This is a genomic window from Stenotrophomonas testudinis, assembly GCF_024499815.1.
Lineage (GTDB): Bacteria > Pseudomonadota > Gammaproteobacteria > Xanthomonadales > Xanthomonadaceae > Stenotrophomonas.
In genome coordinates, this window is record NZ_JAMOKY010000046.1 from 1 (window position 1) to 19,026 (window position 19,026).

Sequence of the window (19,026 nt, forward strand, 5' to 3'; positions counted from 1 at the left end):
CCCCCCCCCCCCCCCCCCCCCCCCCCCCCCCCCCCCCCCCCCCCCCCCCCCCCCCCCCCCCGCGGCCGGCACTACCGCTTCAGCGACCTTCAAGCCACCTGCACGATGTGCAGCGCCTTCGGGTTGCGCCACTGCGCCAGCAGGGCGGCCTCGCGCGCCTTGGCCTGCTCGTAGTGCGCTTCCTTGACGTGGCTGAAGCCGCGGATGTGCTCGGGCACGCTGGCGATTTCCACGGCCAGGGCCAGGCGGCCGTCTTCCAGGCCTTCCAGCAGCTGCAGCACGGTGGCTTCGTAGTCGGCGATCAGCTGGCGCTCCATGCGCCGCTCTTCGGTACGGCCGAACACATCCAAGCGGCCGCCGCGCAGGAACTTCAGCTTGGCCAGCAGGCCGAAGGCCTTGAACATCCACGGGCCGTATTCCTTCTTCAACAGGCGGCCCTGCTCGTCCTTCTTCGCGAACAGCGGCGGCGCCAGGTGGAAGCGCAGCTGGTAGTCGCCCTCGAACTGCTGCTGCAGGCGGCGCTGGAAATCGCCGCTGGTGTACAGGCGGGCCACTTCGTACTCGTCCTTGTAGGCCATCAGCTTGAACAGGTAGCGGGCCACGGTCTCGGTCAGTGCGGTGGAGCCGCCGATGCGCTCGGCTTCGGCCGCACGCACGCGCTCGACCAGGCTGCGGTAGCGGTTGGCGTAGGCGGCGTCCTGGTACTCGACCAGGAACGCAGCGCGGCGCTCGATCATTTCGTCCAGCGAACGCGACAAGCGCGCGTCGTCCAGCGGCAGGAAGGCCACCTCGCCACCATGCGAGGGCAGGCCGCGCAGTTCGCGTTCGTCGGCGGTGTTGCGCGGTGCGGTGGTGGCGCCCCATTCGTTGCCTTCCCACTCGCCCGGCGGCAGCGGGTGCAGCGGGCCCGGGGTCGATTCGGTGTCGGTATGGCGATTGCGCACCAGACCGGCCGCCTGCTGCACGGCCTGCGGGTCGACCACGGCCAGGCGGCCCCAGGCAAAGGCCTGCTGGTTCATGGCCACGGCGGCGCCGTTCAGTTCGATGGCACGCATCAGCGAGTCGAACGACAGCGGCACCAGGCCGTGCTGCCACGCGTAGCCCAGGATGAACAGGTTGGCGGCGATGGCATCGCCCAGCAGCGCGGTGGCCAGCTGGGTGGCGTCGAGCTGCAGCGGCTCCTGGCCGCCCAGCGCCACGCGCACGCCGGCCACGATGTCGGCGGCCGGGAACTGCATGTCCGGGCGGGTGGTGAAGGTACCCGGCATCGCTTCGTAGGTGTTGAGCACGACCTGCGAACGGCCGGCGCGGACCTTCGACAGCGCCCAGTAATCGTTCACCACCACCATGTCGCAGCCCAGCACCAGGTCGGCCTCACCGGCGGCGATGCGCACGGCGTGGATGTCGTCCGGGCGACGGGCGATGCGGATATGCGTGGTCACCGCGCCACCCTTCTGCGCCAGGCCGGTCTGGTCGAGCACGCTTGCGCCCTTGCCCTCCAGGTGGCCGGCCATGCCCAGCAGGGCGCCGATGGTCACCACGCCGGTACCGCCGACGCCGGTGATCAGGATGTTCCAGGGCTGTTCCAGCGTGCCGCGGATGGTCGGCGCCGGCAGGTTGTCCAGCAGCGTGGAGGCATCGCGCTTGCTGCCCTTGCGCGGCTGGCCACCCTGCACGGTGACGAAGCTCGGGCAGAAACCATTCACGCAGGAGTAGTCCTTGTTGCAGTTGGACTGGTCGATCTCGCGCTTGCGCCCGAATTCGGTTTCCTTCGGCAGCACCGACACGCAGAAGCTCTTCTTGCCGCAGTCGCCGCAGCCTTCGCAGACCAGCGAATTGATCAGCACGCGCTTCTGCGGGTCTTCCAGCTTGCCGCGCTTGCGGCGGCGACGCTTCTCGGTGGCGCAGGTCTGTTCGTAGATCAGGATCGAAACACCCTTCACTTCGCGCAGGCGCTTCTGCACGGCGTCCAGTTCGCTGCGGTCGTGGAACTCGACTTCGCTGGGGAAATGTTCGCGCTGGCCGGTCCACTTGCCGATGTTGTCCGACAGCACCACGATGGTGTGGATGCCTTCGGCGCGCATCTGCCTGGCGATGTCGGGCACGCTCAGCGGGCCGTCCACCGGCTGGCCGCCGGTCATCGCCACCGCATCGTTGTAGAGGATCTTGTAGGTGATGTTGACGCCGGCCGCGACCGCCTGACGGATCGCCAGCGAGCCGCTGTGGAAATAGGTGCCGTCGCCCAGGTTCTGGAATACGTGCGGGGTGTCGGTAAACGGCGCCTGCCCGGCCCATGTCACGCCTTCGCCGCCCATGTGGGTGAAGGTGTCGGTGCTGCGGTCCATCCAGGTCACCATGTAATGGCAACCGATGCCGGCCAGTGCACGCGAGCCTTCCGGCACCTGGGTGGAAGTGTTGTGCGGGCAGCCGGAGCAGTAGTGCGGCACGCGCGGGAAGCTGGCGCGCGGCAGCGCAAGCTCGGCTTCCTTCTCCTGCATCCACTGCAGGCGCTGTTCGATCGATTCGTTGTTGAAGAACTTCTGGATGCGGCGGCCGATCACGCCGGCGATGGTGGCCGGGGTCAGTTCGCCGGTGGACGGCAGGATCCATTCGCCGCTCTCGTCGTACTTGCCGACGATGGACGGACGCTGGCCCCAGCTGACCGGCCAGTTGAAGAACTGCTCCTTCATCTGGCGCTCGATGAAGGCACGCTTCTCCTCCACCACGATGATGTCTTCCAGACCCTGCGCGAAGCGCGCGATGCCTTCCGGCTCCAGCGGCCAGGTCATGCCGACCTTGTACACGCGGATGCCGATGTCGGCGCACGCGGCTTCGTCCAGGCCCAGGTATTCCAGCGCCTGCAACACGTCCAGGTAGCTCTTGCCGGTGGTGACGATGCCCAGCCGCGCGCGCGGCGCATCCATCACCACCTTGTCGATGCCGTTGGCGCGGGCGAAGGCCTGCGCGGCGTTGACCGCATAGCGGTGCAGGCGCATTTCCTGGTCCAGCGGCGGGTCCGGCCAGCGGATGTTGAGGCCGCCGCTGGGCATGTCGAAATCTTCCGGCAGCACGATGCGCCGGGCCAGCGGGTCGACCTCGACCGACGCCGACGATTCCACCGTCTCGGCGATGGTCTTGAAGCCGACCCAGCGCCCGGTGTAGCGGCTCATCGCCCAGCCCAGCAGGCCCATGTCGAGGATGTCCTGCACGCCGGCCGGGTTCAGCACCGGCATCATCGCGCTGACGAATTCGTCTTCGCTGCCATGCGGCAGGGTCGAGCTGCGGCAGGCGTGGTCATCGGCGGCCAAGGCCAGCACACCGCCATGGCGCGAGGTGCCGGCCGCATTGGCGTGCTTGAACACGTCGCCGCAGCGGTCCACACCCGGGCCCTTTCCGTACCACATGCCGAACACGCCCTGCACGTTGGCACCGGGGAACAGGTTGGTCTGCTGCGTGCCCCAGACCATGGTGGCGCCCAGGTCCTCGTTGAGGCCGGGGGTGAACTTCACCTTGGCTGCTTCCAGGTGCTTGCGCGCACGCCACAGTTCCAGGTCGAAGCCACCCAGCGGGCTGCCGCGGTAGCCACTGACGAAACCGGCGCTGTCGATGCCTTCGTGCGCATCGCGCAGGCGCTGCATCAGCGGCAGCCGGACCAGTGCCTGCACACCACTCAGGTAGATCCGCCCCTCGTTGCGGGTGTACTTGTGGTCGAGCGTGTAATCACGGTCGATCAGGTCGGCGGAAGAGGGCGAAGTGAGTTGCGCGGTACTGGTCATGGCTGGCCCGGTGGGATCGGCTGGCACCGGCCGCGTGCGGGCACGCGGCGGGAAAGGCGCGAATTGTAACAGTGGGGCCCGGAAGGCCCGGCACTCGCATCGGCGGCCTTGCTGGGGTTAGGATCGGGGGGAGAGGGGAGGTTGGTGTTTCAACCCGGGGGAAATTTGATGTCAGTTGCAGGACAGTTCCTGGCCGGCGTGCTGCTGGTCTCGAGCGCGGCCGCCGCATGGGCGGCACCGGCATTGCCGGCACCGCAGGAATTCTATTTCGACAATGATGCTGCCGCCGCGCCGATCATCGTGGTGAGCGGCGCCGGCGAGGACCTGGTTGCACAGCTGCTGAAGCAGCGCGAGCGGGGCCGCAAGACGCTGGAAGCCACGGTGCAGCTGGCGTCGGTGGCCATCGCACAGGGACGCGCGGAAGTGGGCGAAAAGCTCTATCGCGAGGCACTGGCCGAGGCGCCCGTGCAGAGCAGCCTGGGCCGCAGCGTGCGCTGGAACTACGGCTGGGACTTGCTGCGGCAGGGCCAGGCGCTGGCCGCGCTGGAACAGTGGCAGTCGGTGGCCAACAACCTGCGCAGCAATGCCGCGTGGATTCCGCCCACCTACGCGCTGGCGTTGTGGCGGGCCGGCCAGCAGCAGGAAGCGGTGAAGTGGTACGCCGCCGCCGTGCGTACCGAGCCGACCCAGTGGAACGACAGCAGCCGGTACCCGGAGCTGCTGCCGGCCTGGCGCGATGACGAGCGCGCCAGCCTGGCGGAAGTGCAGCAGGCCTGGGCCTCGGCGCCGCCGGCCTGGCCGTGACGCATGACCGCAGGCGCTTGCCGCCTGCGGTGCTGCATCGCACAATCAAACGCGTCGCAGGCATGTGCCTGAGGGGGAGCCGCCCATGGCCTTCGATGCGTTCGCCCTGATCCTGGCCATGCTCGGGCTGGGCATGCTGTTTGCCCGCCTGCGCGCGTTGCCGGACAACGCCGCCGAGACGCTCAACAAAGTGGTGCTGTACGTCTGCCTGCCCGCGGCGGTGCTGACCTACGTGCCGCGCCTGCAGCTGGATGCCAGCCTGCTGGGGCTGATGGCCACGCCGTGGCTGCTGATGCTGGCCACCTGGGCTCTGGTCAGCCTGGCCACCCGCGTGTTCGGCTTCGCCCGCGACGTGCACGCGGTGCTGCTGATCTGCGTGGCCCTGGCCAATTCCAGCTTCATCGGCTACCCGATGGTGCGCGCGTTGCTGGGCGATGCGGCCTTGCCCTATGCGGTGGTCTACGACCAGTTCGGCACCTTCCTGCTGCTGTCCACCTTCGGCCTGCTGGTGCTGGCGCGTTACAGCGGCGACCGCCCGCCGACGGCGGTGCAGGTGCTGGGCCGCATCGGCCGCTTCCCGCCGCTGTGGGCGCTGCTGTTCGCGCTGCTTCTGATGCCGGCGCAGCCGCCGTCGTGGATTGGCACCGCATTGAAGCAGTTGGCCGACGCGATGCTGCCGCTGGTGATGCTGGCGGTAGGGCTGTCGATCCAGCTGCGCCTGCGCCGCGAAGAACTGCGCCCGCTGGCGGTGGGCCTGTTGCTGAAGCTGCTGGTGCTGCCGGCGCTGGCGTTGCCGCTGTCGTGGGCGCTGGGCATGCAGGGGCTGATGTTGAAGGCCAACGTTCTTGAGTCTGCGATGCCGACGATGATCACCGCGGCCGCGCTGGCGATCTCGCATCGGCTGGCGCCGCGGTTGGCGGCCGCGCTGGTGGGGTATGGGATCGTGCTGTCGCTGGTCACGCTGCCGGCATGGATCTGGGTGCTGGGGTGATGGTTGGCGGCAGGGCTTGCAGCCCTGCACCCGCTCAATGCAACGGCAAGAGCAAAAGCTGGGTTCCTGTGGGTTGGCGGGGTGGGTCCGGTTGCGGGGGACGGCGTAAATACGTCCATGTAGCCTCGGTCGTGCCATCCATGGCGCTCACGCCCCCGCAACCGGACCCATCCCGCCTTCGACAGACCTCCGCGATCTGTCGGAACGACAAGGGGTCGGATCCCGTTGCTTCGCAACAGGCTCTGACCCGCTTCTGCTCTTGCTCTTGATCTTCTTTTTTCTTTTCCGTGGCTCACCGCACACGGAAACTGTCAGGGGTCGGGCGGGTAGGTTGCGCAGGACCGTTGGCGCCATGGATGGCGCCATCGAGCCCCCATGGATGGGTTTACGGCGTGTCCTGCGCGGCCTACCCGCCCGGCCAAGCACATGACCCGCATTCGGCGACCAGCCAGCAGCCACGAGCGGCTCCGCCGTTGGCTGGAAACAACCCCCTCAGTCGTCCGCGGAAACCGTCCGCCCCGACGCCCACTCGCGCAATGCCGCCACCTGCTCGGCCATCAACACCGACAGCGGCCGCGTCGCGCGGATCTCGGTCATCAGCAGCTCGGTATCCAGCGGCCGCCCTTCGGCATGTGCCGAGTACAAGCCCGCCACGATCGCCTGCTCGATCTCCGCGCCGGAGAAGCCGTTCGCCGCCGCTGCCAGCGCCGGCAGCGCGAAATCATCCGCGTTGAGCTGGCGCCGGCCCAGGTGCAGCCGCAGCAGCTCCACCCGCACGTCCGGCGGCGGCAGGTCGACGAAGAAGATCTCGTCGAAGCGACCCTTGCGCAGCAGTTCGGCCGGCAGCTCGTGCACCTGGTTGGCGGTGGCCACGATGAACACCGGCGCCTTGCGCTCGGCCATCCAGGTCAGCAGGTGGCCCAGCACGCGGCGCGATACGCCGCCATCGTCGCCACCGCTGGCCAGGCCCTTCTCGATCTCGTCCATCCACAGCACGCACGGGGCCAGCTGCTCGGCCGAGGCCAGGGCCTGGCGCAGGTTGGCTTCGGTCTCGCCGTGGTACTTGTTGTACAGCGCGCCCACGTCCAGGCGCAGCAGCGGCACGTTGAAGCCGGCGGCGGTGGCCTTGGCCAGCATCGACTTGCCGCAGCCCTGCACGCCCAGCAGCAGCATGCCGCGCGGCGGGTCCAGGCCGGCCGGGGCCGAGCCGGCGATGAAGGCGACCCGGCGCTGGTTGATCCAGCGCTTCAGCCGGTTGGCACCGGCCACGTCGCCGAAGCGCGCGCTGTCATGTTCGAAGAACAGGTGGCCGCTGCGGTTGAGCAGCTCGAACTTCAGCCGCGCCAGCTGCGGCAGGTCGTCGTCGCGCAGCGCGCCATCGGCATAGATCAGCTGGCGGGCAATGCGCCGGGCATCGACCAGGCTCAGCCCCTGCAGGTTCTTCAGGATCTTCTTGACCGCTTCGCTGTCCACTTCCACCCGGCGGCCGCCATGCTCGCGGGCATAGGCGTCGGCCTCCTCGCGCAGCATCTTCAGCAGCGCGTTGGCATCGGGCAGGCGCGGGTTGAAGCGCACCGCCAGCGCTTCCAGTTCGGGCGGCAGTTCGACCTTGGCGCCGATCAGCACCAGCACGTGCGGCTGGCTGTGGCGGCGCTGGATCAGGTCGCGCAGCGCACGCTGGTGGCTGGCGTAACCGAGGTAGGGGTGGAAATCGAGCAGCAGGTAGATGCCGCGTTGTTCGGCCTGGCGGATCATCTGCAGGGCGGCGCTGGCGTCGGGCGGGCCGATCGCATCGTCCTCGCGCTCCAGGTCGATGCGGCGCAGGCCCTCGGTGATCGACCAGCGGTGCAGGGCGCGCCAGACATGCATCAGCGTCTGCCGGAACAGTTCGACGATGCGACCCTCGTCCTGGGTCTCGATGACGATCAGGGGGGTGTTTGCGCGGATCAATGCGCTCAGGTCCTGCAGTTCGCTCATGCCGGTTCGATCCTTCGGGAGCGCAACGATAGCAAAGCCGATGCGGATTGATTCAGGCCGTCTCTACCTAAGGTCACCATCGCCGGTGTACGCTCGGGGCACGTACCCGGAAGCGAGGCTGGCATGAAGACGATCCTGGTGGCCGGTTCCAAGGGCGGGGTGGGCAAGACCACCGTCGCCACCCATCTGGCCGCATACGCGGCATTGCAGGGCAAGGCCACGGTGATCGCCGACGCCGACCCGCAGGGCTCCAGCACCCGCTGGGCACAGCGCCGGGCCGGGCTGGACAGCGCGGTCCTGCCCATCGACGTGTACCGCAAGAAGCAGTGGGCGAAGAAGCTGCCCGACGGGACCGATACCGTCATCATCGACGCACCGGCCGGCGCACTGGCCGACGATATCCCCCATTTCCTCGACGCCGCCGATGCCGTGGTGGTGCCGGTGCTGCCCTCGGCGCTGGACATCGAAGCCATCGTCGGCTTCCTCAACAGCCTGGCGCAGAACCCGCGCGTGCACAGCCGCAGGCTGCCGGTGGGCCTGGTCCTCAACCGCACCAAGCCGTGGACCCAGACCTCGCAACAGGCCCTGCAGATGCTGGGCGAATGGCCGTACCCGGTGGTCGCCCAGCTGCGCGACAGCCAGAGCTACGTGGTGATGACCGGCCTTGGCCGCAGCCTGTTCGATTACCGCTCGGCCCAGGTGCGCGAGCACCAGGCCGACTGGGAGCCGCTGCTGGCCTGGTTGAAGCTGTGACGCGTACGTCACCCTTTGTGCTGCACCCTCACTTTCATGGAACCTCGCGATGCGTGAACTGATCCTGCTGCGCCATGCCCATGCCGAACCGGCCACCCCCGGCCAGGCCGACCTCGATCGGCCGTTGTCGCCGGTGGGTCTTGCCGAAGCCGAGGCGGCCGGCAAGTGGATGAAGGAAAACAACCTGCTGCCGGACTGCGTGCTGTGCTCGCCGTCGCGGCGTACCCGCGAGACCCTGGAAGCGGTGCTGGCGACCATCGGCTACGTCGAGAAGCGTCTGGAAGACCGCATCTACGAAGCCACCCCCGGCACCCTGGCCGCGCTGGTGGATGAGCGCCGGGACCTCGACCGGGTGCTGATCGTCGGCCACAACCCCGGCCTGGAGAGGCTGGTGGCACTGATGACCGAAGGCACCAGCAGCGACTACCGGGGCATGCCGCCGGCGGCCGTGGCCGTGCTCGGGTTCCCGCGCGAGGCGGCGATCGAGCCGGGCGTGGCCAGCCTGAACGCCTTCTGGTGGCCGTGAGTCGATGACCCTGGCACGGCCCGGCCGCTGCCTGCTGCCGGTGCTGCTGGTCTGCAGCCCGGCCTGGGCTGCCCCTCCCCCCCCTACGCCGCTGCCGCCGGTGTCGGCACTGGCGTCGGTCGAGTCGCCGCGCGTCCTGCACATGGACCCGCAGCGCTCACGGATCGGCTTCGAGGTGCGCACCCGCTTCGGCCAGCGCATCGAAGGGCTGTTCCCGCACTTCGAGGGGCGCGTCGAAGTGCTGTCCGATGGCCGCCACCAGGTGCACCTGAAGATGTTCACCCGCTCGGTGGAGATCCCGGGCAAGGACCGCTACACCGGCTGGATGCGCGGGCCGGAGTTCTTTGATGCCGTGCGCTACCCGTCGGTCGAGTTCGATTCGCTGCCCTACTGGCCGGACACCGTCGGCAACGGCGGCGACATCCGGGGCCGGCTGACCCTGCGCGGGGTCAGCCACCCGGAAACCCTGCGGGTGGAGAAGGCGGAATGTTCCCGACCCGGCTATGATTGCGATGTCGTCAGCCGCGGTACCGTGCAACGAGGCCGGTACGGCATGGACAGCTGGCAGCTTGCCTTGAGTGACCGAGTGACCTTCGTACTGCGAGCCCGCCTGAGCGAGGCGCCGAAACCGTGAATCTCCTGCTGCGTGTACTGGCGCTGGCAACCGTGTTGCTGGGCAGTGGCTGCGCGTCGCTGTCCAACGCCGAGCGCGACCGTGCCCAGGCCATCGCCGTGCAGGCCCGGTCGACCCAGGTCGACTGCCAGCGCGCCGATCGCTGTGCGCTGGATTCACCGTTGCGATCCCTGGCCGGCCGCGCATTCAGCGAATCGACCGAAGCGCAGCCGCTGCACTACGCCACCCTGCTCGACGAAGGCGAGGGCGCCCTGGTCGCCCGCCTGAACCTGCTGCGCAGTGCCACCCGCAGCATCGACCTGCAGACCTACATCTTCGACAAGGATGACAGCGCCCGGCTGGTCATCGACGAACTGCTGGCCGCCTCGCGCCGCGGGGTGAAGGTGCGGGTGCTGATCGACCAGCTCTCGGCGATCTCCGACCTGGAGATCCTGGGCGCCCTGTCCGGCGCCCACCAGAACTTCCAGCTGCGGGTCTACAACCCGACCTTCGGCAAGGCCCGGCTGAACTACTTCGACTATGCCGGCAGCGTGCTGTGCTGCTTCCGCCGGTTCAACCAGCGCATGCACAACAAGCTGCTGGTCATCGACGATGCGATCGGCGTGGTCGGCGGCCGCAACTACCAGGACGATTATTACGACTGGGACCGCGAGTACAACTTCCGCGACCGCGACGTGCTGATCGCCGGGCCGGAAGCGCGGGCGATGGCCGCCAACTTCGATGCGTTCTGGCGCGCGCCGCGCAGCGTGCCTGCCGAACGGCTGAACGATGTCGGTCGCACCCTGCTCAACGCCGGCGTCCCGGACATGCCGCCAGCGCAGTTCCGCCGCCCCGAGCGGGTGGAACGGGTCAGCGAGGAAGCCAACGACACCGCCTTCATCACCCGCTCGTTCGTCGACACCGCGCTGCCGGTGCACTCGGTGCGCTACGTCGCCGACCTGCCGCGCAAGCACCGCCGCGAGCGCGCCAGTGCGCCGCTGGCCGGCCAGCACGTCACCGAGCCGCAGCTGGATGCGCTCATTTCCGGCGCGCAGAAGGAAGTGATCCTGCAGACGCCGTACCTGGTGCTGTCCAAGCCGGCGCAGAAACTGTTCCGCGAACTGCGCAAGCGGCCCGAGCCGCCGCGCGTGGTGGTGTCCAGCAACAGCCTGGCGGCCACCGACAACCCGATCGTGTATGCGCTGTCGTACAAGTACAAGCGGCGCAACATGCGCGAACTGGGCTTCAACATCTTCGAATACAAGCCGTTCCCGCTGGATGCGCCGGTCGACTACCGCAACCTGCTGCCCGACCCGCTGGGCAGTGGCGGCAGCACCGTGGGCGACGCGGGCGTGCGCAATCCGCTGATCGGCGGCAGCGCGGCTGGCAGCAATGCCGGCGGTGGCAACGACGATGCACCGTCAACGCCGGCCACTGCGGGCAGCGACGGGCAGGGCACCCGTCCGGCCGTGGAGCATCCGCGCCTGGGCAGCGCCTACGAGAACAGCCGGGCGCGCCGCCGTGCCGCCGGCAGTGAAGTGGAAACGCGCCTGCTGCGTACCGAAACGCGTCCCTCGTTCCTGGGCAGCAAGGCGGTCAACAAGCCGCTGCCGGTCACCCGCAAGGGCGCGCGCATGGGCCTGCATGCCAAGTCGCTGGTGGTCGATCGCCGCATCGGCGTGGTAGGTACCCACAACTTCGATCCGCGCAGCGAGAACTACAACACCGAAGGCGCGGTCATCATCGACGACCCGGTGTTCGCCGAGCAGCTGGCGCAGAGCATCCTGCGCGACACCCACCCGCAGAATTCCTGGACGGTGGCGCCGCGCGCCAAGCCGCCAGTGCTCTCGGGGCTGAACTACAGCGTGGGCAAGGCGTCCGAAGCACTGCCCATCCTCGATTTCTGGCCGTGGCGCTACGCCACCGACTACGAGTTCCAGCCCGGCGTGGACTGCCCGCAGCCGCTGCCGCGGCAGAGCCCGGATTTCCATCGCTGCTACGTGCCCGTCGGTGACTTTCCCGAAGTGAACGTCGGCCCGAAATGGCTGCTGGTGCGCATGCTGACCGCATTCGGCGCCGGCCTCGTCCCCATCCTCTGAAGGTGCTTGCATGACCCAGGTGTTCCGTGAAGCTGTTTCCATCGACCAGCTCAATGCGCTCAGCCGTGGCACGGCCATCGATACCCTGGGCATCGCCTTCACCGCCGCCGGTGATGACTGGCTGCAGGCCACCATGCCGGTCGACGAACGCACCCGCCAGCCGTACGGCATCCTGCACGGCGGCGCCTCGGTGGTGCTGGCCGAAACCCTGGGCAGCAGCGCCGGCAACCTCTGCGTGGATACCGGCAAGCAGGTCTGCGTAGGCCTTGAGATCAACGCCAACCACGTGCGCGCCGTGCGCAGCGGCACCGTCACCGGCACTGCGCGTGCGGTGCACGTGGGCCGCAGCACGCAGCTGTGGGAAATCCGCATCGAAGACGAACAGGGCCGGCTGGTGTGCATCTCGCGGCTGACCCTGGCGGTGGTGGCTGCAGGCCACGGCTGAGGCCGATGTCCGGGCTGCCTGCTCCCGCCGCACTGCCGCTGCGGATCATCGCCAGCGGTGCCTGCCTGCCGCGCCTGCGGGTGCCGTCGCAGCACTTCGACCAGCGCTGGAACAAGCCGGACGGCTGGGTCGAACGGCACAGCGGCGTGGCCAGCCGCGGCCATGCAGCGCCCGACGAGCGGGCCTCGTGGATGGGCGCGCAGGCCGCGCGCCAGGCCCTGCAGCAAGCCGGCCTGGCGATCACCGACATCGACTGCATCATCTCCGCCTGCGGGGTGATGGAACAGGCCATTCCCTGCCAGGCCGTGCTGGTGCAGCGCGCCCTCGGCCTGGGCGACAGCGGCGTGCCGTCCTTCGACGTCAACGCCACCTGCCTGGGCTTCGTGGTGGCGCTGGAAATGGCCGGCAGCCTGCTGGCATTGGGCCGCTACCGGCGCGTGCTGATCGTCTGCAGCGACATTCCCAGTGCCGGGCTCGACCCGGATGACCCGCTGACCGCGCCGCTGTTCGGCGATGGCGCGGTGGCGATGCTGGTCGAGCGTGCCGGCGACGGTCAGGCCTCGGCGCTGCTGGCCACCCGCCTGCGCACCTATGGCGACGGTGCCGAACTGTGCCAGGTGCCCACCTGCGGCACCGGCATGCGCCTGTTCGACGATGTCGATGCCTACCGTGCGGCCCATCATTTCCAGATGCAGGGCAAGGCGCTGTACCGCGAAGCGGCGCGGCGCCTGCCCGGTTTCCTGCAGGATCTGCTGGACTGCGCCGGCACCTCGCTGGCCGCGTGCGATGTGATCGTGCCGCACCAGGCCAGCGGGCAGGCGCTGGATCATCTGCAGCGGGTGCTGGGCCTGCCGCCGCAGCGGCTGGTGCGCATCCTGCGCGAGCACGGCAACCAGCTGGCGGCGTCGCTGCCGATGGCCCTGCACCAGGCCCTGATCGACGGCCGCCTGCCGCGCGGCGGCCAGGCCCTGCTGATCGGTACAGGCGCCGGCCTGGCGCTGGGCGGCGCGGTGCTGCGCTACTGATGGCCAGGGTCCTGGTCACCGGCGCCAGCGGCTTCATCGGCCAACATGTCGCACTCGCGCTGGCGGCGCAGGGCTGGCAGGTGCGCGGCAGCGGGCGCGATGTGCTTCGGCTGCGGGCGCTGGCGGCGCACGGTATCGAAGTGATTGCTGCCGATCTTGCCGAGGATGCCCTGGCGCCGCTGCTGCAGGACTGCGATGCGGTGGTGCACTGCGCGGCGATGTCGCAACCCTGGGGAACGGCGGCTGCATTCCAGCGGGCGAACGTGCTGGCCACCACGCGCCTGCTGCAGGCCGCGCAGGCGGCCGGTGTTGCCCGCCTCGTCCACCTGGGTTCGCCCAGCATCTATTTCCGCTTCGCCGACCAGTACGGTCTGGATGAATGCTTCCAGCCGCCACGGCGCTGGATCACCGACTACGCCCGCAGCAAATGGGAATCGGAACTGGCCGTGGCCGCTGCCGCGCGCCAGGGGCTGCACACCGTGGTGCTGCGCCCGCGTGCGGTGTTCGGGCCCGGCGACCGCGCGATCCTGCCCCGCCTGCTGGCGGTGGCGGCCAGCGGCCGTTTCCCGCTGATCCACGGCGGCCGCGCGCTCATCGATGTCACTCCCGTCGACGATGCAGTGCAGGCGGTGAGACTGGCGCTGCAGGCGGACGCGCGCTGCAGCGGGCGGGCCTACAACATCAGCGCTGGCACCCCGCTGCACGTGCATGCGCTGGTCAACGGCCTGTTCGAAGCGATGGAACTGCAGGTGCGCCTGCGGCCGGTGCCGCGAACGTTGGCGTTGGCCGCGGCCAGTGTGGCCGAAACCCTGGCCAACCTGCGCCCGGGCCGCCCCGAGCCGCGCCTGACCCGCTATGGCGTGGGCGTGCTGGGCTACTCGCAGACCTTGGACATCAGCGCGGCGCGGCGCGACCTTGGCTACGACCCGCGCACCGGCGTGCAGGCCGCGCTGCAGGCCTTCGCCACGCACTGGAAGCAGCACGCCTGGAAGCAGCACGGGGGCAGCGATGGTACGGCTTGAGTGGGAACTGATCGAGGCCGGTCACTGCGTGCATCCGCAGCGCGCCGTGCGCCAGGGGGCCAGCTGGCACCGCTGCGAATTCCCGGCGTTGGTGGCGTTGCTGCGGCATCCGCAGCGCGGGCTCATCCTGTTCGACACCGGTTATTCGGACGCCTTCCTGCAGGCCACCGCGCGCCTTCCCGAGCGCCTGTACCGCTGGGTCACGCCGGTGCACCTGGGCCCGGGCCAGAGCGTGCGCGCGCAGCTGCAGCAGCGTGGCATCGGCGCGGCCGACGTCGGCCTGGTGGTGCTGTCGCACCTGCACGGTGACCATGTGGGTGGCGTGCTCGATTTCCCCGACGTGCCGCTGCTGTGTTCGCGCGCCGCGTGGCAGGACCAGGCCGCGCGCGGGCGCCTGCGTGCGCTCAGCGTGGGCCTGCTGCCCGCGTTGACCCGCGATGCGGCGCCGCGCATGGGCTGGCTGGAAAGCCTGCCGGAGGTGGACCTGCCGCATCCCTTCGATGCCTTCGGCCGTGGCCGCGACGTGCTGGGCGACCGCAGCCTGCTGGCGGTGCCGCTGCCCGGCCATGCGGTGGGCCAGCACGGGCTGCTCTTTGAAGGGGCCGATGGCCGCCCGGTGTTCCTGGTGGCCGACGCCGCCTGGTCCAGCGCCGCCATCACCGATGGCGTGCCGCCACCGCGGCTGGTCACCGCCCTGCTTGGCCACACCGGCACCTACCGGCAGACCCTGCAGCGGCTGCAGCACACCCAGCGCCAGGTCAGCGACCTGCAGCTGGTACCGGCCCATTGCGGGCAATGGCGGCCGGCCGCGACCCTGTAGCGTCGAGCCATGCTCGACGGCTGTTGATGTGGCGCCAAGAGCGGTCGAGCATGGATCGACTCCACAAAATGCCAACGCAAGCGGGGCCCGCCGGCCCCAACAGCCTCGCCAACAGGACACCGTGTTCCCGCCCATGGCCGCGGTCAATAGGACTTATGGCCAGAATCGGCTGGCAGCGGCTGCGGCCCTCCGGTATCGTGCGCGGATGACTTCCCCCACTCCGGCCCCCCGTGGCGGCGTGGCGCGTGTGTGCCGTTACCTGTACCGCGTACCGCTGCTGTTGGTCCACATCCTCGTGTTCCTGCCGTTGATCCTCATCGGCATGCTTCCGCCGTGGGGCGAACTGCGCGTGGGCGATGCCACCTTCGGCGCCAAGGTCGTCAACTGGTGGCAGGGCGGCCTGATGTGGATCTTCGGCTTCCGCCTGGTGCAGATCGGTTCTGCGCTGCCGGGCGCGGTGCTGTTCGTCGCCAACCACGTCAGCTGGGTGGATATCTCCATCCTGCACAGCCAGCGCATGATGGGCTTCGTCGCCAAGCGCGAGATCGCCAGCTGGCCGGTGGTGGGCTGGCTGGCCGCGCGCGGACAGACCATCTTCCACCAGCGTGGCAACACCGAGTCGCTCGGTGGGGTGATGCAGGTGATGGCCGACCGCCTGCGCGATGGCAAGGCGGTAGGCGTGTTCCCGGAAGGGCGTACCCGGGGCGGCCACGAAGTGGGCCCGTTCCATGCGCGCATCTTCCAGGCCGCGGTTGAAACCGGCGTGCCGGTGCAGCCGGTGGCCCTGGTCTACGGCGCCCATGGCGATGCCCAGACCATCGTGGCCTTCGGCCCGGGCGAGAGTTTCTTCGCCAATTTCCTGCGCCTGCTCGGTGAGCCGGCGCGACGTGCGGAAGTGCACTTCCTGGCACCGATCGGTGCACAGGACCTGGAAGGCCGTCGACGCATCGCGGAAACCTCGCGCGCGCGCATCGTGGCGGCGATGGGCCGGCAGTGAGCGTGCGGTGGCACTGATCCCGCCACCTTTGCTGGACGCCGGTACGCCGACGCTGCATGCTGCTGACTACCAGCCGCCGCGCTGGCTGCGCAATCCGCACCTGCAGTCCATGCTCAGCTCCAGCCGCATGCGCCTGCAGCGTGGCCTGCTGCTGCTGGCCGCCACCGGTGCGGTCAGCGAAGAACTGATACTCGATGGTGGCGACGGCGTGCGCCTGCAGGGCTGGCACAGCTACGTCGAAGGCCGCGAGCCGAAGGGCATGGCCCTGCTGCTGCATGGCTGGGAGGGCAGCGCCGAATCCAGCTACATGCGCATGGCGGCCGCGCGCATGATCGACCAGGGCTTCGACGTCGTGCGGCTGAACTTCCGCGACCACGGCAACACCCACCACCTCAATCCCGGCATCTTCCACTCCAACCGCATCGACGAAGTGGTGCAGGCGACCGGTGACATCGCGCGACGCTGGCCGGACCTGCCGCTGGTGGCCGCCGGTTATTCGCTGGGCGGCAACTTCGTGCTGCGCCTGGCCCTGCGTGCCCCCGCGGCCGGCGTGCCGCTGCAGCGGGTGGCCTCGGTGTGCCCGGTGCTGGATCCGGCGCTGACCATGGACAGCATCCAGAGCGGCCCGGCGATGTACGACTGGTACTTCCGCCGCAAGTGGGCCGGCTCGCTGCGCCGCAAGCGCGACCTGTTCCCGGAACTGAGCGACTGCGACGACCGCGTACTGAAGCTGGACATCCGCGCGCTGACCACCTGGCTGGTCGAGCGCCATACCGATTTCGGCACGCTGCAGGCCTACTTCGATGGTTACTCGATTGCCGGCGACCGCCTGTCCACCCTGCAGGTGCCGGCCGACATCCTGATGGCCCAGGATGATCCGGTCATTCCCTATGCCACCTTCCGCGACTGGCAGCTGCCGCAGCACGCGCGGCTGGAAACCGCCTGCTGGGGCGGCCACTGCGGGTTCCTGGAAAACTGGCGCGGCGACGGCTTCTCCGAACGCTGGGTGGCCCAGCGCCTGCAGCGGGTGCTGGCGGGCTGAACCGGCGCCGGCGCGCAGCCCGCTACAATGCGGGTTTGCCATTGAACCGGACTGCCATGCAAGACCAGATTCTCCAGGCCCTGCGCCAGAACGACACCGCACAGGCCGTGCAGCTGGCACAGGCGTGGGTGCACGATGAACCCGGCCAGGCCCAGGCCCACCGCTGGCTGGCGCTTGCGCTGCAGCAGCAGGGCCAGCCCGAAGCCGCGCAGGCGCCCCTGCAGCAGGCGCTGCTGCTGGCCCCGGACGATGCACAGCTGCACCTGCAGCAGGCCGGCCTGCTGCTGGCCCTGCACCAGTTCGAGGGCGCCGACGAAGCACTGCTGCGCACCACCGACCTCAATCCCAACGCCTTCGAGGCGTACCTGATGCAGGCCCATCTGGCGATCGGCCGCAACGACATCGACACCGCCGCACGCCAGGCCACGCTGGCCGCCAAGCTGCAGCCGGAGCATCCGGAAGTGCTGGCGCTGCAGGGCATGGTGGCCCTGTACCGCGATGACGCCGACCGCGCGCTGCAGCTGCTGTCCGAAGCTGCCCGGCAGATGCCCAACGACCCGCGCGTGCTGTACGCCCTGGGGTCGGCCTACCAGGCCAAGGACATGCTGGCCTTTGCCGAGCAGGCCTTCCGCCGCGTGCTCGACATCAACCCGAAGATGACCAGCCTGCACGGTCTGGTGGTGCAGCTGGCGCTGCGCCAGGGCAACGTCGAGGCCGCCCACCAGCAGCTGCAGCAGGCGCTGCAGGTGCCGGGCCTGGATGCGCCGGCGCTGCAGCGCCTCGGTGCTGAAATCGCCCTGCAGGCCGACCAGCCGATGCAGGCGCTGGAGCAGCTGCGGCCGATGCTGAAGGCCAACCCGGGCGACCGCCGCGTGGTCGAGCTGCTGCTGGCCTGCTGGCAGCGCCTGGGCCGCGAGGAAGAAGCCCGCGCGGACCTGGACGAAGTGCTGGCCGAGCAGCCGCAGCTGCCGCACCTGTGGCTGGCACGCCTGGCGCCGGAAGGCTTCGGCAGCCCGGGCGCGATTGCCGTGGCTGATCGCTGGATCGAGGCCATGCCCGAATTCGTCCCGGCCCTGGAAGCCCGCCTGCGCCTGCATGAAGCGGCCGGCGAAGCCGACGCCGTGGAGGCCCTGGCGGCCCGCATCGTCGCGCTGGAACCGGGCCGCATCAGTGGCGAGACCCGCCTGGTCGGCGCGCTGCTGGCGCGTGACCCGGCCGCCGCCGTTGCCCACGTGCAGGGCCTGGTCGACGCGGTGCCCGAGACCCGCCGCCGCGAGCTGCGCACCTGGCTGGGCGAGGTGCAGGACCAGGCCGGCCAGCCGCGCGAAGCGCTGCGCACCTGGCTGGAGCTGCATGCCGAGCAGAACGCGGAGCGCCTGCCGCTGCCGCCGCAGGCCAAAGCACCGCCGAGCTGGCCCGACCTGGGCGAGGTCGATGCCGAAAGCGCTGCCTCCGCACCGATCTTCCTGTGGGGCGCACCGGGCTCGGGCGTTGAACGCGTGGCGGTCACCTTCGCCGGCGCGAGCCCGGTGATGCGCAGCGACCGCTTCGCGCCGACCCCGCCGGATGACGCCTTCCAGAACTACTTCACCCTGCAGAAGCTCGCTTCCGGTGACCTCAGCCCCGAGGGCCTGGTGAGCGGCTGGCGCGACACGCTGCGCCAGCGCGGCGTGCAGAACGACACCGTCATCGACTGGCTGCTGTGGTGGGACAACGCCCTGCTGTGGTCGCTGCGCCCGCACCTGCCGCAGGGCCGCCTGCTGGTGGTGCTGCGCGACCCGCGCGACATGCTGCTGGACTGGATCGCCTACGGCGCGCCGGCACCGTTCGCGGTCAACAACGTGGCCGAAGTGGCCGAGTGGCTGGCGCGTTCGATGGCCCAGGTGGCGACGCTGCACGAGCAGGACCTCTACCCGCACATGCTGATGCGCATGGACGACGTGGGCGATGACCCGCGCGTGGTTGCCGACATGCTGCAGGAGCTGTTCAACACCTCGATCCCGCCGGCCGAGCGCATCGGCCCGCCGCGTTTCCCGGCCGGCCACTGGCGCCGCTACACCGATGTGATGAGTGCAGCGTTCGATCTGTTGACCCCGGTCGCGGTGCGACTGGGCTATCCCGAAGCGTAAGGAGCCC

At 69.5% G+C, this 19,026-nt stretch carries 15 protein-coding genes; 13 read left to right on the plus strand and 2 right to left on the minus strand.

What is annotated here, in order from left to right; genetic code table 11:
- Window positions 1-89: 89 nt before the first annotated feature.
- Window positions 90-3,776, minus strand: coding sequence for an indolepyruvate ferredoxin oxidoreductase family protein (locus tag NQ204_RS17625; RefSeq protein ID WP_256644536.1), 3,687 nt, complete (start codon window positions 3,774-3,776; stop codon window positions 90-92).
- A 168-nt stretch (window positions 3,777-3,944) separates the two neighbouring features.
- Here NQ204_RS17625 and NQ204_RS17630 point away from each other — a divergent pair, with 168 nt between their 5' ends.
- Together NQ204_RS17630 and NQ204_RS17635 are read left to right on the plus strand one after the other, a co-directional pair.
- The gene (locus NQ204_RS17630; protein WP_116865343.1) at window positions 3,945-4,580 is read left to right on the plus strand and encodes a tetratricopeptide repeat protein; all 636 of its coding nucleotides are present in this window, start codon (window positions 3,945-3,947) and stop codon (window positions 4,578-4,580) included.
- 85 nt (window positions 4,581-4,665) lie between these two features.
- Window positions 4,666-5,571 carry an AEC family transporter gene (locus NQ204_RS17635; protein ID WP_256644537.1) on the plus strand — a complete coding sequence of 302 codons (906 nt, stop codon included), beginning with the start codon at window positions 4,666-4,668 and terminating at the stop codon, window positions 5,569-5,571.
- Between the two features lie 492 nt (window positions 5,572-6,063).
- Here the strand turns inward: NQ204_RS17635 and NQ204_RS17640 are convergent, their stop codons facing one another.
- Window positions 6,064-7,548 carry an AAA family ATPase gene (locus tag NQ204_RS17640; protein WP_256644538.1) on the minus strand — a complete coding sequence of 495 codons (1,485 nt, stop codon included), beginning with the start codon at window positions 7,546-7,548 and terminating at the stop codon, window positions 6,064-6,066.
- A gap of 123 nt (window positions 7,549-7,671) precedes the next feature.
- On the opposite strand from NQ204_RS17640, the gene NQ204_RS17645 reads away from it, so the two are divergent.
- The 11 genes from NQ204_RS17645 (at window position 7,672) to NQ204_RS17695 (ending at window position 19,019) form a co-directional block, all read left to right on the plus strand.
- Window positions 7,672-8,301, plus strand: a complete 630-nt coding sequence (locus NQ204_RS17645; protein WP_256644539.1) for a ParA family protein — start codon at window positions 7,672-7,674, stop codon at window positions 8,299-8,301.
- Window positions 8,302-8,350: 49 nt separating this feature from the next.
- Window positions 8,351-8,827: a SixA phosphatase family protein gene (locus NQ204_RS17650; RefSeq protein WP_079224644.1), complete on the plus strand. Its 477-nt coding sequence runs from the start codon at window positions 8,351-8,353 to the stop codon at window positions 8,825-8,827.
- A 4-nt stretch (window positions 8,828-8,831) separates the two neighbouring features.
- Window positions 8,832-9,461 (plus strand): YceI family protein, encoded by a 630-nt coding sequence (locus tag NQ204_RS17655; protein WP_488192374.1) that lies wholly within the window; start codon window positions 8,832-8,834, stop codon window positions 9,459-9,461.
- Window positions 9,458-11,539: a phospholipase D family protein gene (locus NQ204_RS17660; RefSeq protein ID WP_116862810.1), complete on the plus strand. Its 2,082-nt coding sequence runs from the start codon at window positions 9,458-9,460 to the stop codon at window positions 11,537-11,539. Before NQ204_RS17655 ends, NQ204_RS17660 begins: the two co-directional genes overlap by 4 nt.
- A gap of 10 nt (window positions 11,540-11,549) precedes the next feature.
- Window positions 11,550-11,984 (plus strand): hotdog fold thioesterase, encoded by a 435-nt coding sequence (locus tag NQ204_RS17665; protein WP_108767261.1) that lies wholly within the window; start codon window positions 11,550-11,552, stop codon window positions 11,982-11,984.
- A gap of 5 nt (window positions 11,985-11,989) precedes the next feature.
- The gene (locus tag NQ204_RS17670) at window positions 11,990-13,009 is read left to right on the plus strand and encodes a 3-oxoacyl-[acyl-carrier-protein] synthase III C-terminal domain-containing protein (protein WP_116862811.1); all 1,020 of its coding nucleotides are present in this window, start codon (window positions 11,990-11,992) and stop codon (window positions 13,007-13,009) included.
- Entirely contained in the window at window positions 13,009-14,031 is a 1,023-nt protein-coding gene (locus NQ204_RS17675; protein ID WP_256644540.1) for an NAD-dependent epimerase/dehydratase family protein, read from the plus strand. The genes NQ204_RS17670 and NQ204_RS17675 overlap by 1 nt, the downstream gene beginning before the upstream one ends.
- The gene (locus tag NQ204_RS17680; protein ID WP_256644541.1) at window positions 14,018-14,851 is read left to right on the plus strand and encodes an MBL fold metallo-hydrolase; all 834 of its coding nucleotides are present in this window, start codon (window positions 14,018-14,020) and stop codon (window positions 14,849-14,851) included. The genes NQ204_RS17675 and NQ204_RS17680 overlap by 14 nt, the downstream gene beginning before the upstream one ends.
- A 205-nt stretch (window positions 14,852-15,056) precedes the next feature.
- On the plus strand, window positions 15,057-15,848 hold the full coding sequence (locus tag NQ204_RS17685; protein WP_116862814.1) for a lysophospholipid acyltransferase family protein: 792 nt from the start codon (window positions 15,057-15,059) through the stop codon (window positions 15,846-15,848).
- 52 nt (window positions 15,849-15,900) lie between these two features.
- Window positions 15,901-16,890 carry a YheT family hydrolase gene (locus NQ204_RS17690; RefSeq protein ID WP_207776454.1) on the plus strand — a complete coding sequence of 330 codons (990 nt, stop codon included), beginning with the start codon at window positions 15,901-15,903 and terminating at the stop codon, window positions 16,888-16,890.
- A 56-nt stretch (window positions 16,891-16,946) separates the two neighbouring features.
- Window positions 16,947-19,019, plus strand: a complete 2,073-nt coding sequence (locus NQ204_RS17695; RefSeq protein WP_116862816.1) for a tetratricopeptide repeat protein — start codon at window positions 16,947-16,949, stop codon at window positions 19,017-19,019.
- Window positions 19,020-19,026: the final 7 nt, after the last annotated feature.

Coding starts and splice junctions, on each gene's coding strand:
- NQ204_RS17675 (WP_256644540.1), top strand. CDS start 13,009: ATGGCCAGGGTCCTGGTCACCGGCGCCAGCGGCTTCATCGGCCAACAT.
- NQ204_RS17655 (WP_488192374.1), top strand. CDS start 8,832: ATGACCCTGGCACGGCCCGGCCGCTGCCTGCTGCCGGTGCTGCTGGTC.
- NQ204_RS17640 (WP_256644538.1), bottom strand. CDS start 7,548: ATGAGCGAACTGCAGGACCTGAGCGCATTGATCCGCGCAAACACCCCC.
- NQ204_RS17635 (WP_256644537.1), top strand. CDS start 4,666: ATGGCCTTCGATGCGTTCGCCCTGATCCTGGCCATGCTCGGGCTGGGC.
- NQ204_RS17650 (WP_079224644.1), top strand. CDS start 8,351: ATGCGTGAACTGATCCTGCTGCGCCATGCCCATGCCGAACCGGCCACC.
- NQ204_RS17625 (WP_256644536.1), bottom strand. CDS start 3,776: ATGACCAGTACCGCGCAACTCACTTCGCCCTCTTCCGCCGACCTGATC.
- NQ204_RS17670 (WP_116862811.1), top strand. CDS start 11,990: ATGTCCGGGCTGCCTGCTCCCGCCGCACTGCCGCTGCGGATCATCGCC.
- NQ204_RS17680 (WP_256644541.1), top strand. CDS start 14,018: ATGGTACGGCTTGAGTGGGAACTGATCGAGGCCGGTCACTGCGTGCAT.
- NQ204_RS17665 (WP_108767261.1), top strand. CDS start 11,550: ATGACCCAGGTGTTCCGTGAAGCTGTTTCCATCGACCAGCTCAATGCG.
- NQ204_RS17645 (WP_256644539.1), top strand. CDS start 7,672: ATGAAGACGATCCTGGTGGCCGGTTCCAAGGGCGGGGTGGGCAAGACC.
- NQ204_RS17695 (WP_116862816.1), top strand. CDS start 16,947: ATGCAAGACCAGATTCTCCAGGCCCTGCGCCAGAACGACACCGCACAG.
- NQ204_RS17630 (WP_116865343.1), top strand. CDS start 3,945: ATGTCAGTTGCAGGACAGTTCCTGGCCGGCGTGCTGCTGGTCTCGAGC.
- NQ204_RS17685 (WP_116862814.1), top strand. CDS start 15,057: ATGACTTCCCCCACTCCGGCCCCCCGTGGCGGCGTGGCGCGTGTGTGC.